The sequence below is a fragment of the Brevundimonas diminuta genome, assembly GCF_050310045.1.
In the GTDB taxonomy this organism is placed as follows: Bacteria; Pseudomonadota; Alphaproteobacteria; order Caulobacterales; family Caulobacteraceae; genus Brevundimonas; species Brevundimonas diminuta_F.
Map to the genome: position 1 here is coordinate 66812 of NZ_CP190005.1, position 12298 is coordinate 79109.

At 68.5% G+C, this 12298-nt stretch carries 12 protein-coding genes; 8 read left to right on the plus strand and 4 right to left on the minus strand.

Annotation, left to right across the window (positions count from 1 at the left end):
* Nucleotides 1–3: 3 nt before the first annotated feature.
* Nucleotides 4–795 carry a SapC family protein gene (locus tag ACORJG_RS00305; RefSeq protein WP_427790611.1) on the minus strand — a complete coding sequence of 264 codons (792 nt, stop codon included), beginning with the start codon at nucleotides 793–795 and terminating at the stop codon, nucleotides 4–6.
* A gap of 164 nt (nucleotides 796–959) precedes the next feature.
* On the opposite strand from ACORJG_RS00305, the gene ACORJG_RS00310 reads away from it, so the two are divergent.
* Genes ACORJG_RS00310 through ACORJG_RS00320 form a run of 3 tightly spaced genes read left to right on the plus strand, consistent with a single transcriptional unit; the run spans nucleotide 960 to nucleotide 3193 of the window.
* A complete protein-coding gene (locus tag ACORJG_RS00310) occupies nucleotides 960–1457 on the plus strand; it encodes a Fur family transcriptional regulator (protein WP_427790613.1) in 498 nt (165 codons plus the stop codon).
* Nucleotides 1458–1462: 5 nt separating this feature from the next.
* Nucleotides 1463–2350 (plus strand): alpha/beta fold hydrolase, encoded by an 888-nt coding sequence (locus ACORJG_RS00315; protein ID WP_427790615.1) that lies wholly within the window; start codon nucleotides 1463–1465, stop codon nucleotides 2348–2350.
* Between the two features lie 48 nt (nucleotides 2351–2398).
* Nucleotides 2399–3193 (plus strand): hypothetical protein, encoded by a 795-nt coding sequence (locus ACORJG_RS00320; protein WP_427790616.1) that lies wholly within the window; start codon nucleotides 2399–2401, stop codon nucleotides 3191–3193.
* Nucleotides 3194–3197: 4 nt separating this feature from the next.
* On the opposite strand, the gene ACORJG_RS00325 is transcribed toward ACORJG_RS00320, so the two are convergent.
* A complete protein-coding gene (locus ACORJG_RS00325; protein ID WP_427790617.1) occupies nucleotides 3198–4364 on the minus strand; it encodes a class V aminotransferase in 1167 nt (388 codons plus the stop codon).
* A gap of 148 nt (nucleotides 4365–4512) precedes the next feature.
* Nucleotides 4513–7365: a preprotein translocase subunit SecA gene (secA, locus tag ACORJG_RS00330; RefSeq protein WP_427790619.1), complete on the minus strand. Its 2853-nt coding sequence runs from the start codon at nucleotides 7363–7365 to the stop codon at nucleotides 4513–4515.
* Nucleotides 7366–7644: 279 nt separating this feature from the next.
* Between secA and ACORJG_RS00335 the strand changes: the two genes are divergently transcribed.
* From ACORJG_RS00335 to ACORJG_RS00350, 4 genes are read left to right on the plus strand one after another with little or no spacing between them, the layout of a single operon-like run.
* On the plus strand, nucleotides 7645–8574 hold the full coding sequence (locus tag ACORJG_RS00335) for a peptidylprolyl isomerase (protein WP_427790621.1): 930 nt from the start codon (nucleotides 7645–7647) through the stop codon (nucleotides 8572–8574).
* A complete protein-coding gene (argJ, locus tag ACORJG_RS00340) occupies nucleotides 8571–9959 on the plus strand; it encodes a bifunctional glutamate N-acetyltransferase/amino-acid acetyltransferase ArgJ (protein WP_427790622.1) in 1389 nt (462 codons plus the stop codon). Before ACORJG_RS00335 ends, argJ begins: the two co-directional genes overlap by 4 nt.
* The gene (locus ACORJG_RS00345) at nucleotides 9956–10372 is read left to right on the plus strand and encodes a (deoxy)nucleoside triphosphate pyrophosphohydrolase (protein ID WP_346532520.1); all 417 of its coding nucleotides are present in this window, start codon (nucleotides 9956–9958) and stop codon (nucleotides 10370–10372) included. The genes argJ and ACORJG_RS00345 overlap by 4 nt, the downstream gene beginning before the upstream one ends.
* 27 nt (nucleotides 10373–10399) lie before the next feature.
* On the plus strand, nucleotides 10400–10582 hold the full coding sequence (locus tag ACORJG_RS00350; protein ID WP_427790624.1) for a Flp family type IVb pilin: 183 nt from the start codon (nucleotides 10400–10402) through the stop codon (nucleotides 10580–10582).
* A gap of 2 nt (nucleotides 10583–10584) precedes the next feature.
* On the opposite strand, the gene ACORJG_RS00355 is transcribed toward ACORJG_RS00350, so the two are convergent.
* Entirely contained in the window at nucleotides 10585–11481 is an 897-nt protein-coding gene (locus tag ACORJG_RS00355; protein WP_427790625.1) for a methyltransferase domain-containing protein, read from the minus strand.
* On the opposite strand from ACORJG_RS00355, the gene ACORJG_RS00360 reads away from it, so the two are divergent.
* Nucleotides 11480–12286 carry a ComF family protein gene (locus tag ACORJG_RS00360; RefSeq protein WP_427790627.1) on the plus strand — a complete coding sequence of 269 codons (807 nt, stop codon included), beginning with the start codon at nucleotides 11480–11482 and terminating at the stop codon, nucleotides 12284–12286. The two genes, ACORJG_RS00355 and ACORJG_RS00360, sit on opposite strands and share 2 nt — an antisense overlap.
* Nucleotides 12287–12298 lie beyond the last annotated feature (12 nt).

Genomic DNA, 12298 nt, shown 5'->3' on the forward strand with positions numbered 1-12298 from the left:
AGATCAGGCGTTGGCGGCGACAGGCTGCTGCTTGGCGGCGCGGGTCAGGGCCACGGCGATCAGGCGGTCCCAGCCCAGCAGCGACACCAGATGGGCGTAGATCTGGCCCAGGGCGCCGTTGTCGCGCAGTTCGACCAGCTTCTCGGCCGGCAGGGCTTTCAGCTTGTCTTCCGAGATGGCGAAGTATTCGGCGATCTTCTGGGGCGTTCCGGCCGAGCCGTCGGCGTTGCGCGGGGTGTAGTTGGCTTCGCGCACTTCAAACAGGTCCAGTTCCTTCAGCAGGGCCACGAAGGACTCGGTGCGCACGCGCTCCTGTTCGAAATTGTTGCAGAACTCCATGCCGAAGTTGACGTAGCCGCTGGGCTGGCCGTTTTCGAACAGGGGGGTCTCGCCGCCTTCGACCACGAAGGGCGCGGCGCGGTCGATGCACAGGACCAGACGCTTCTGCTCGTCGTCATTGGCGAAGACGAACGGATAGCGGCGCACATAGGCGGGGATATAGGCGTCGGGGCGGAAGTCGCCGTCTTCGATGAACAGGTTCTCACCGGCGTTCAGGCCCATGGCCGCGACCGGCTGCTTGGCGTCGCCGACGAAGATGATCGGATAGCTGAGAGCCGCCGGGGCGAACTCCGTCACCGTCAGCGGCACGACGTTGGTCTGGGCCACGAAGGCGTAGGGCTTGTCAGCCGGGGTCACGCCCAGCTTGCCGTGGGCCTCGGCCGACAGCGGCTCGGGCTGGGAATAGAACAGGACATTGCCCGACAGGGGGCTGTTCGCTTGGGTCGCGTCGGTCATGAATGATCGGGTCTTCTGAACAGAAAGGTCGGTTCTTCTAGCCCATGGTCGGAGCCTCCGCAAACGTCGGTGTTTCCCGAATGAGGACAGGCGGCTTCGGCCCGCGCACGGGTGCGACGATGGTTGTGGTTGCAGCCGTCGTCCTGAACTCCTAGCTGTAGGCCATGGGTCTCGCTTGCGATCACGAACACGTCCACGGCGGACCGAACGCCGCCGAAGTGGAACGCGCCCTGACGGCGGTCGAGGCGCGCTGCGCCGTCGACGGCGAGCGCATGACGGCCCCGCGTCGCCGGGTGCTGGAACTGCTGCTGACGGCGGGCGAGCCGGTGAAGGCCTATGATCTGATCGCCCGCTATGGGCTGGACGGACAGGCCGCCAAGCCGCCGACCGTCTATCGCGCGCTGGACTTTCTGGAGCGCCGGGGTCTGGCGCACCGCATCGCCTCCATCAGCGCCTATGTGGCCTGCACCGCCGACGCCCTGGGCGAAGATCAGGGGCACGCGGCCGCCTTCCTGATCTGCGACTGCTGCGGCGCTGCCGAAGAGGTGGCGGTTCAGGGCGGCGACGCCTTCGCCCGCGCCGCGGCCGGGGCCGGCTACGCCATCGAACGCACCACCATAGAAGGGCACGGCCGCTGTCCCGCCTGTCGCGTGGCGGCCTGAAGCCGATGGACGCCTTGGCCCTGACGGCGCCGCGCCGGATCAGCGTTCCCATCGACAACCGCTGGGGCGGGGGCGAGATGGCGGTTCTCGACTTCGGTGATTCTGAACGGCCGGTCGATCTGGTCTTCGTCCACGCCAACGGCTTCAACGCCCGCACCTACCGCACCCTGCTGCAGCCCCTGTCCAGCGCCCTGCGCATCTGGGCGCCGGACCTGCGCGGCCACGGCGCGACGCGTCTGCCCGCCGCGCCCCAGGGCCATCGCAGCTGGAAGGATCATCGCGACGACCTGATCGCCCTGTTGCAGGCGATCGGCGGCCCGCCCGTGGCTCTGGCCGGTCATTCCATCGGCGGGACCAGCGGCCTGCTGGCGGCCGCCGAGCGGCCGGATCGGGTGTCGCGCCTGCTGCTGCTGGACCCGGTCATCTGGCCGCGCCCCATGGTGATGGCGCTGAACCTGCCGCTGGCGAGCCGCCTGTCACGCGGCTTTCCTATCGTGTCGCAGACGCTGAAACGCCGCGCGGTGTTCGACAGCCGCGAACAGGCGCTGGCCGCCTATCGCGGACGCGGCGCCTTCAAGGGCTGGTCCGACATGATGCTGGCCGATTATCTGGCCGATGGTCTGACCGAGACGGACAAGGGTCTGGAACTGACCTGCGCCCCGGCGTGGGAGGCGTCCAACTACGCCGCCCAGGCGCATGATCCGTGGCGGGCGCTGGCCCGTTATCCGGGCGCGGTGCGGGTTCTGAAGGGCGAGACGGGCAGTCTGTGCGCCGTGCGGCCCTCATCACGTCATGCGACCTTGCAGGTCGAGACGGTGGCGGGCGGCGGCCACCTGTTCCCCATGACCCATGCCGAGATCACGCGCGACGCTCTGTTCGATCTGGCGGTCTGATTCGTCAGGGCTTGCCGCAGGCCGGTTCGGTGCTAGTCCTGACGGACGATGACGTCGCACGCTGTTTTCCCTCAACTGCCGCGCATCCTGCTGGGGACGCTGATCGGTGCCGTCCTGGGCCTGTTGATGCTAGGCGTGGCGCTGGCCGCCTGGTGGCTGGCCGTGGCGCGGCATGAGCCTCAGCGTCTTGCGGCGCCCGAGGGTTTTGAAGCGCGGTTGGAGACGGCGGCGGGACCGGCGGCCTTCGGCCTTGATCCGATCTATGTGCATGATCCTGCCGGGGTTGGCGCGGAGTGGCTGGCGAGCGTCGCGCCGGAACTCGAGGCTCAGGGCCGCGAATTGCGGCCGGCGCCGTCCGATGATGCTGAACTGGTCCGCGAGATCGAGCGTCTGGCCGGGCGCTGGGCCGAGCCGCCGCGTCGTCCGCTGTTGATCTGGCGGGGGGATGAGGGCCTGATGCTGTGCCGTTGCGACCATCCGCGCGCGCGGGCGCAGGCGCGGCTGCTGCTGGCCCGGCCGCAGGCGGAGCCGGAAACGCAGGAGGCGCAGGACCTGAAGACGCCGCCGTCAGCGGGGCGTCAGGCCGGGCAGGGCGGCAGCGCCTATCCCCGTCTCGGCCCGCCGGAACAACAGCCGCTGCAGAAGGCGGAACCGGCCAAGGCGCCTGCGTCATCAACGCGGCCCTCGCCGCCGTCATCCCTGCCGGGCGATCCGGCCCCTGCCGGGGGGACGCAGGCGAAGACGGCGACTGCGCCTGCACGCGCGCCGGGCGCGCGACCTTCATCGCCCCGGCGCACCGATCCGCCAGAGGCGCGGCGCGACGCCGACAGCCTGTTTTTCTGAGGCCTCAGTCCAGCCGGGCGCAGGCGTGGATTAGCTTCTCCACGTCGTCCTCGCTCTGATACAGGCTGAAGCCGAAGCGGATCACGTCGTCGCGGACGTCGGCGATGACGTTCATGTCCTGAAGCGCCGCCTTCCAGCGCGGAGCCTCGGCGTGGCGCAGGGCCAGGAAGCGGGCGCGCGGCGCCGCTCCTTCGACCGGGTTCAGGATGTCGGCCTGCGCGAGAGCCCCCGCATCGTTCGAGCGGATCGCCGTCTGGAACCAGGCCTGAAGGCCGCGCGCGTGGTCGGCGATCATCGCCGTGGTCAGGCCGTGCTGATCCAGCATCCGGCGCACGGCGTTGAAGCGGTAAAGAGCGCTGGCGTCGAAGGTGGCGCCCCAGAACCGGCCGCCGTCGGTGCGGTATTGCACGCCGCCGGGCGGGCCTTCCAGATGGCCGAACTCGGCGAACCAGCCGGTCACGACCGGGCGCGGGCCGAAGCCGGGCGGGGCGTGCAGGAAGCAGGCGCCTTCGCCCGCCATGGCGTATTTATAGCCGCCCGCCAGATAGAAGACCCGATCCGCCACGGCCGACAGGTCGGTCGGCGTCGCCATGAAGCCGTGGTAGCCGTCGACGACCACCCACGGCCCGGCCGGATCGGCCAGCGCCGCCAGTTCGGCGATGCGCTCGAACAGGCCGCCGGTGCGGAAGAAGACCTGGCTGACGAAGATCAGATCATGTCCGCCCGCCCCGGCCGCCGCGATGAAGCGATCTGCGAAGGTCTCGAACGGGGCCAGCGGAACACGGGTGACGACGGCCTGACCGGCCTCTTCCCAGCGCTCCGACTGGCGGCGGAACGAGTGGAACTCCCCGTCCGTGGCCAGGATGCGCACGGGCCCCGCCTTGTCGACCGCCGAGACGATGCGCAGCAGGATCTCATGCGTATTGGGCGCAAAGATCAGGCTGTCGGACGAGGGCAGGTTCAGTTCGCGGGCGACGTGGCCTTGCGCTTCGGGAATGACGTCGCCGAACACCAGATCCCATTTGCGGTCGGCGAAACGGTTGGCCTCGGCCCAGGCCTGGACCTGCCCGTCGAAGCTGGCGTCAGGCCACAGGTGGTGGCTGTGAGCGGCGAAATGCAGGCGTTCCGGATCGAGGCCCAGCGCGCGCGAGAACAGGGGCTTGTAGTTCATGACGGCACGCTAACCCGCGCCGCGGGCGGCGTCACCGGCCAAAGAAAAAGGCGGGCCGCTTTCGCGAACCCGCCTCATCTAAAGTGCATCGGCGCTCAAGCAGCGAGCGACCGCGTCGCGAGCGTAGCGCCGCGCGCGTCAGCGCGCCTTAAATAAGACTGCCATGGCAGTGCTTGAACTTGCGGCCCGAGCCGCAGGGGCAGTCGCCGTTGCGGCTGGTGCGTTCCCAGCCGACGGGCAGGGCCTCGACCGGCAGCTTGGCGCGGTCGTCGCCGGTCAGCATGCCTTCCGGGTTCTGTGCCATCGGGTTCAGCATCTCGTTTTCGCCGGTGCCGGGATTCAGGTGGATTTCCTGGAACTCGGGCATTTCCATCGGCGGCGGCGCCTGGAACTGGAACTCGACCGTCATCAGCCAGCGGGTGACGTTGTGGCGCAGGTCGTGCAGCAGCGTCTCGAACAGGTTGAAGGCTTCGGTCTTGTATTCGTTCAGCGGGTCGCGCTGGCCGTAACCGCGCAGGCCGATGACGCCGCGCAGGTGGTCCAGGTGGACCAGATGCTCGCGCCACTGCATGTCGATCATCTGCAGCATGAACTGCTTTTCGAGGCCGCGCGTCTGGGCGGCGCCGATCAGTTCCAGCCGCTCGGCGGCGCGGGCGTCGGCGGCGGCGACGATGCGTTCCTCGATCTCCTCGTTGGAGACGCCTTCCTCGGCCGCCCAGTCATGCAGCGGCAGTTCGAGGCCGAGGGTGGACTTCACCTTCTCGTCCAGACCGTCGATGTCCCACTGCTCGGCATAGGCCTTGGGCGGCATATAGCGTTCGACCAGATCGTTGATCGCATCGTTGCGGAAGTCGCCGACCAGTTCCGACAGGTCCTCGGAGTCCATGAACTCCTGACGCTGTTCGAACACGGCCTTGCGCTGGTCGTTTACGACGTCGTCGTACTTCAGCACGTTCTTGCGCATGTCGTAGTTGCGGGCTTCGACGCGCTTCTGGGCGGTCTCGACGGCGCGGTTCAGCCAGGGGTGGCTGATGGCCTCGCCCTCGGCCACGCCGAAGGACTTCATGATCGAGTCCAGACGGTCGCCGGCGAAAATGCGCAGCAGGTCGTCTTCGCACGACAGGTAGAATTTCGAGGTGCCGGGGTCGCCCTGACGGCCGGTCCGGCCGCGCAGCTGGTTGTCGATCCGGCGGCTTTCGTGGCGCTCGGTGCCCAGGACGAACAGGCCGCCGGCGGCCATGGCCTGTTCGCGGGCGGCGGCGATCTCGGCCTTGAACTCGGTTTCCTTGGCGGCCAGGTCTTCGGGCGTGACCTCGACGGCCATGTTGCGCTGTTCCTGGGTCCAGCGCTGGATGCGCATCTCCAGGTTGCCGCCCAGCTGAATGTCGGTGCCGCGACCGGCCATGTTGGTGGCGATGGTCACCGCGCCCGGCAGACCGGCGTCGGCGACGATATAGGCTTCCTGTTCGTGCTGGCGTGCGTTCAGGACGTTGTGCGGAATGCCGCGGCCGGTGGCGTAGTCGATGTCATAGGCGGCGTCGCCGACCTTCTGCGCTTCCTTCTCGCGGCCCACATATTCGGGCTTGAGGGTGCGCGAACGCTCGACCTTGTAGCTGTAGGTCTTCAGGACCTCGGACAGTTCTTCGGAGTTCTCGATCGAGACGGTGCCGACCAGGATCGGCTGGCCGCGAACGTGGCATTCCGCGATCTGGGCGGCGATGGCGGCGTTCTTTTCCTTGAAGGTGCGATAGACCTCGTCGTCGTAATCCTTGCGCTGGATCGGACGGTTGGTCGGCACTTCCAGGACGTCCATCTTGTAGATGTCGAGGAATTCCTGGGCCTCGGTGGCGGCCGTGCCGGTCATGCCGGACAGCTTTTCGTAGAGGCGGAAATAGTTCTGGATGGTCACCGAGGCCAGGGTCTGGTTCTCGGGCATGATCTTGACGTCTTCCTTGGCCTCGATGGCCTGGTGAAGACCTTCGGACAGGCGGCGGCCCGTCATCATGCGGCCGGTGTATTCATCGATCAGGACGATCTCGCCGTCCTTGATGATGTAGTCCTTGTCGCGGGTATACAGGGTGTTGGCGCGCAGGGCCTGATTGGTGTGGTGGACCAGGCTGACGTTGGCCGGGTCATACAGGTCGACAGTATCCTCGGCGAAGTGGCCGGCGTCCTGGAGCATCTGCTCCATCCGCTCCGAACCCAGCTCGGTCAGCAGGGCCTGGCGCTGCTTTTCGTCGAGGTCGTAGGTGGCCTTGTCCTTGATCAGTTCCTTCACCAGGGCGTCCAGCACCTTGTAGAGGTCCGAACGGTCCTCGGTCGGGCCCGAGATGATCAGCGGCGTGCGCGCCTCGTCGATCAGGATGGAGTCGACCTCGTCCACGATGGCGAAGTGGTGGCCGCGCTGCACCATCTCGCGACGGTCGTAGACCAGGTTGTCGCGCAGGTAGTCGAAGCCGAATTCGTTGTTGGTGCCGTAGGTGATGTCGGCGTTGTAGGCCATCTGGCGCTGGCCCTGCGACAGGCCGTTGACGATGACGCCGACCTCAAGGCCCAGGAAGCGGTAGACCTTGCCCATCTGTTCCGCATCGCGGCGGGCCAGATAGTCGTTGACGGTGACCACGTGGACGCCCTTGCCCGCCAGGGCGTTCAGATAGACCGGGGCCACGGCCACCAGGGTCTTGCCCTCGCCGGTGCGCATTTCGGCGATGCCGCCTTCATGCAGGATCATGCCGCCGGCCATCTGCACGTCGTACTGACGCTGGCCCAGCACGCGCTTGGAGGCTTCGCGCACCACGGCGAAGGCCTCATTCTGCAGCTTGTCCAGACTCTCGCCCGCTTCGATGCGGTCGCGGAAGGTCTGCGTCATCATGCGCAGTTCGTCGTCCGAGAAGGCCTCGAACTTGGGTTCCAGGGCGTTGATCTTCTGGACCTGGGCCATGAAGGCCTTGACCTTGCGGTCGTTGGAGGAACCGAGAAGTTTCTTGGCGAAGCCGAGCATGGGCGATCCGGGTCAGGCGGTCGAGCGGCTGAAGGCTCTGAGAAAGACAGGTTTCCGCCCGGTCGATAAGGCCGCGATCGCCCCGGCCCCGGGCCTTCCCTGCTGATGAGGGCGCGCGAAGGGCCGCGCAGACGATCGAAAACCCCTCGACTTGGGCGCAGGCGGGACTTAAGCACCGGCCTTACCCCTGTCAACGCGAGGGCTTTTTTATGCCGCAGCGTTTCAGGCGCGAACGGTCGTTCCGGCGGCCTGTCCACAGACCCTTGCCCGGAGCGTCCGATGCGAGCGCGGCGTCCCCTCCACAGCCTGTTTCTGGTCGCCGTCGTCGGGCTGGCGCTGGGCGTTTCCGCCTGCGGGCGGGGGGGCGATGAAGCGGCCCCCGAAAAGAACGACCGCGTTGTGGCCAGGGTCAACGACCGCGCCGTCTGGGCCTCTGACGTGCGCCGCGAGGCGGTGGCGCAGGGGCTGATCGGCGAAGACGATACGCTGGACGCCTCGTCCGAACTGTTCCGTCGGGTCATGGATGAAGTCATCGACCAGAAGCTGCTGGCCGCCGAGGCGTCGCGCCGGGGACTGGATTCCAGCCCTGCCGCCCAGCGCCGTCTGGACGCCGTGCGCGAGCGCATTCTGGGCGACATGCTGGTCGAGAAGGTGGTGTCCGGCGCCGTATCTGAACAGGCGGTCGAACGCCTCTATAACGAACAACAGCGGCTGGCCCGCGCGACCGAAGAGGTGCGGGTTCGCCTGATCCTGTCGCCGACCAGGGAGCAGGCCGACGCCGTTCTGGGCGTGCTGGGGCAGGGCGCGGCGTTTGAAGCCGTGGCCGTTCAGCGCTCCATCGACGACGCCACCCGCTATTCCGGCGGCGACCTCGGCTATTCGACGCTGGATGTCCTGCCCGCGCCCTATGCCGCCGCCCTGCAGGGCAAGGCGCCGGGTCAGGTCGTCGGCCCGGTCGAGACCGGATCCGGCTGGGCCGTGCTGAAGATCGAGGACCGCCGCGTCGAGACGCCGCCGACGCTGGATCAGGCCCGGCCGCAGATCGTGCGCTACCTGACCTATGAGGGCGTGCGCCAACTGCTTGAACAATTGCGCGGCAAGGCGAAGGTCGAGGTCAGTCTGGACGACGCCAAGGCGCCGTCGCCCGCCGCCGCCCCGAAGACCACGCCACAACCCTCCGCTCCTCCCCCCGCCGGAAAAGCCTCATGAGCCAGCCGCCCTCCAAGCCCGCCTCGACCGGCAAGAAGATCGAAACCGCTATTGAGAAGGCGCTGGACCCGCTGGCTTCGGCGCTGAAGCGCGCGACCCAGTCGGCGGCGCCTGCGTCGAAGACGGATGCGGCGCCGGGCAAGCCGGGCCTGATGATCTCGCCGCTGGCCGTGCCCTTCCCGGTCATTCCGGCGATCGGCGGGGTCGAGATCGCGACGGCGCGCGTGGGCTTCTACAAGCATGAGCGCGACGATCTGGTGGTGTTCCGCTTTCCGCAGGGCGCGTCCTGCGCGGGCGTCTTCACCCGGCACAAGGTCGGCTCGGCGCCGGTTGACTGGTGCAAGCGTCAGCTGGACGCCGACAAGGGCGGCGAGGGGGTTAAGGCTCTGGTCGTCAACGCCGGTTGCGCCAACGCCTTCACCGGCAAGGCGGGGGCCGACGCCGCGCGCCGCACGGCCTCTGAAATCGCCAAACGCTTCGACTGCCGCCAGCGCGACGTCATGCTGGCCTCGACCGGCGTCATCGGCGTGGTGCTGGATGACAAGAAGATCACCGCCCGCCTGTCCGAGGTTGAAGCCGGTCTGAAGGCCGACAACTGGGCGCAGGCCGGTCTGGGCATCATGACCACGGACACCTTCCCCAAGGGCGCCTACGCCGAGTGCGAGATCGAGGGCGTCAGGGTCCGCATCGCTGGCATCGCCAAGGGCTCGGGCATGATCGCGCCGGACATGGCGACCATGCTGGCCTTCATCGTCACTGACGCCGACATCGCCCCGCCGGTGCTGAAGGCCCTGCTGAACCTGCACGTCCGCACCACCTTCAACTCGGTGACGGTGGACGGCGACACCTCGACCAATGACACGGCCTTGCTGTTCGCCACGGGCGCGTCCGGCGCGCCGCGCATCGGCCGCGTGGGCGACCGCCGCCTGAAGGAGTTCTCGGCGGCGCTGGATGGCGTCATGCTCGACCTGGCCCACCAGCTGGTGAAGGACGGCGAGGGCGCGACCAAGTTCGTCAAGGTGACGGTCGAGGGCGCCGCCTCGCCCGCCTCGGCGCGCAAGCTGGCCAAGTCGATCGCCGACAGCCCGCTGGTGAAGACCGCCATCGCGGGCGAGGACGCCAACTGGGGTCGCATCGTCATGGCTGTGGGCAAGACCGAAGAGGCGGTCGACCGCGACCGTCTGGCCATCCGCTTCGGCCCGCACGTCGCCGCCGTCGACGGCGCCCCCTCGCCGACCTACGACGAGGCGGTCATGAGCGCCTATATGAAGAACCCCGAGATCGACATCACCGTCCATGTCGCCTCGGGCCGGGCCTCGGCCATGGTGTGGACCTGTGATCTGACCAAGCGCTACATCGAGATCAACGGGGACTACCGCTCGTGAGCGAGACGCCTGCTGTTCCCACCGTCCTGGTCGTCGCCGCCGTCCTGATCGACCCGGACGGCCGCGTGTTGATCGCCAAACGGCCCGAGGGCAAGCAGCTGGCGGGCCTGTGGGAATTCCCCGGCGGCAAGGTCGAGCCGGGCGAGCGGCCCGAGGCCGCCCTGATCCGCGAGCTGAAGGAAGAACTGGGCATCGACGTGAAGGAGGCCTGCCTGGCGCCCTTCGTGTTTACCAGTCACGCTTACGAATCCTTTCATCTGTTGATGCCACTCTACCTGTGCCGGCGCTGGTCCGGCGTGGTCGAGGCGCGCGAGCACGCGGGTCTGGCCTGGGTGAAGCCGGACAAGCTGTCGGCCTATCCCATGCCTCCGGCCGACGAACCGCTGATCGCCTGGTTGCGCGATCTGCTCTGACGGGCCGACGACAGGGGAGGGCCGGGCGTGAAGGGTTTCATCTGCCGGTTCCATCGCGACGAGGGCGGCGCCACGGCCATTGAATACGGCCTGATCTGCGCCCTGATCTTTCTGGTCATCGTCGTGGCGGTGACGGCGTTCGCCGCAGAATCGAACGCCATGTACACCTATATTTCGACGACGATCAGCGCGGCGATCGGCGGGGCCTGATCTCAGCCTTCCTCGCCGGTTTGCTCCCTGACGCCCAGCGCATCGGCCAGACGCGTCTTGGCCGAGCCGCGCCTGGCGGGCTTCTGCTGGCTGTCGTGCGGCGCCCATCCGGCCAGGTGCACCATCTCGAAGGTGGCGGGGATGCGCCCGTCCGCCTCGGCGTGACGCTCGGCATAGAGCTGGGCCGCGCGGGCCAGCACGGCGCGGCTCAGCGGCCGGATAGGCCCGGCCAGCACATTGGTCTCGCCCATCGCCCGCAGGTCGCGCATCAGGGCGAAGGGATCGCCATAGCGCACCGTCACCCGATCCACGTCCGTCACCGGCAGGGCGAACCCGGCCCGTTGCAGCAGGGCCGCTCCGTCGAAGCCGTCAGCGAAGGGCGAGACGCGCGCCTGCGCCCCGCCGTTGACCTCCAGCTCCGCTTCGGTCAGCACGCCGCGCAACTCCTTCAGCGTCGCCGCCCCGAACAGGCTGGCGACGAACAGGCCGTCAGGCTTCAGCGCCCACCGGATCTGGCTCAGGGCGCCCGGCAGGTCGTTGGCCCAGTGCAGGCCCAGCAGGTTGACGATCAGATCGGCCGATCCGTCCTCCAGCCCCAGCGGTCCGGCGCCCGGCGCGGCGCGCTCGGCCGTCGAGCCGACGGCGCGCACCTGCGCCACCCGTTCGCGCGCCGGGCTGTCGGCCAGGGCGCGGGCGAAGACGCCGGGGTGCGGCGACAGGTCGACGGGCGTCTGAAACTCGCGCAGGATCACCTCCAGACTGTTCACCGCATTGTCGGCGGCGCGCAGGTGCAGGAAGTCGGCGTCGGGGAAATGCCGCGCCGCGCGGCTCAGGCGCGCGGCGCGTCGGGCGACGTCGAAGATGATCGGGGGACCGGAGGAGGGAGAGGGGGCGCTCATGTCGGTTCAGGATGGGGGCTGGCGAGGTCGATTGAAAGGCGTGAGCTCGCCTTTAGCATCCGGCGCGCGCGATGCGGGCCGGGGCCTGCTGGATATTCTGCTGCCGCCGTTGGCCCACGACAGCCGCGAGGCCTCGGCCTCTGCGGGCCTGTCGCCCGACGCCTGGCGCCGGGTGGCCTTTCTGGAGGCGCCGGTCTGCGACGGCTGCGGCGCGGCGTTTGAATATGACGGCGGCGACTTCGCGGCGGATCGGTGCGCGGCCTGCACGGCCGGCCCCTATGCTTTCGAGCGAGCGCGGGCGGCCTGTGTCTACGATGAGGCGTCGCGCGGCGTCATCCTGAAGTTCAAGCACGGCGACCAACAGCAGTTCGCCCCCCTGTTCGCGCGCTGGATCAGCCGCGCGGCGGCGCACCTGATCGAGACGGCGGACGCCGTGGTTCCCGTGCCGCTACACCGAGGTCGCCTGCTGTCGCGCCGTTTCAATCAGGCCGCCGAGATCGCCCGGCCGCTGGCCCGTGCGGCGCGGCTCGACTATCTGCCGGACGCCCTGATCCGCCCTCTGCAGACCGCCAGTCAGGGCGGCAAGTCCGCGCGCGGGCGCCGCCTGAACGTGAAGGCGGCCTTCGCCGTGACCGAGGCGGGGCGGCGGCGGATCAAGGGTCGGCGCCTGCTTCTGATCGACGACGTGCTGACCACGGGCGCCACCGCCGAGGCCTGCGCGCGGGCGCTGATGGAGGCCGGAGCGCGCGCCGTGGACCTGGCCGTCATCGCGAGGGTGAAAAATGCGCGCGAACCGCTTAAGTGAGGGGGAACCTTC

Bases quoted from the DNA above. Each gene is read 5' to 3' on its own strand.
- ACORJG_RS00305 (WP_427790611.1), bottom strand. From the start codon at position 795: ATGACCGACGCGACCCAAGCGAACAGCCCCCTGTCGGGCAATGTCCTG.
- ACORJG_RS00310 (WP_427790613.1), top strand. From the start codon at position 960: ATGGGTCTCGCTTGCGATCACGAACACGTCCACGGCGGACCGAACGCC.
- secA (WP_427790619.1), bottom strand. From the start codon at position 7,365: ATGCTCGGCTTCGCCAAGAAACTTCTCGGTTCCTCCAACGACCGCAAG.
- ACORJG_RS00315 (WP_427790615.1), top strand. From the start codon at position 1,463: ATGGACGCCTTGGCCCTGACGGCGCCGCGCCGGATCAGCGTTCCCATC.
- ACORJG_RS00360 (WP_427790627.1), top strand. From the start codon at position 11,480: ATGTCGGTTCAGGATGGGGGCTGGCGAGGTCGATTGAAAGGCGTGAGC.
- ACORJG_RS00335 (WP_427790621.1), top strand. From the start codon at position 7,645: ATGCGAGCGCGGCGTCCCCTCCACAGCCTGTTTCTGGTCGCCGTCGTC.
- ACORJG_RS00325 (WP_427790617.1), bottom strand. From the start codon at position 4,364: ATGAACTACAAGCCCCTGTTCTCGCGCGCGCTGGGCCTCGATCCGGAA.
- ACORJG_RS00320 (WP_427790616.1), top strand. From the start codon at position 2,399: ATGACGTCGCACGCTGTTTTCCCTCAACTGCCGCGCATCCTGCTGGGG.
- ACORJG_RS00355 (WP_427790625.1), bottom strand. From the start codon at position 11,481: ATGAGCGCCCCCTCTCCCTCCTCCGGTCCCCCGATCATCTTCGACGTC.
- argJ (WP_427790622.1), top strand. From the start codon at position 8,571: ATGAGCCAGCCGCCCTCCAAGCCCGCCTCGACCGGCAAGAAGATCGAA.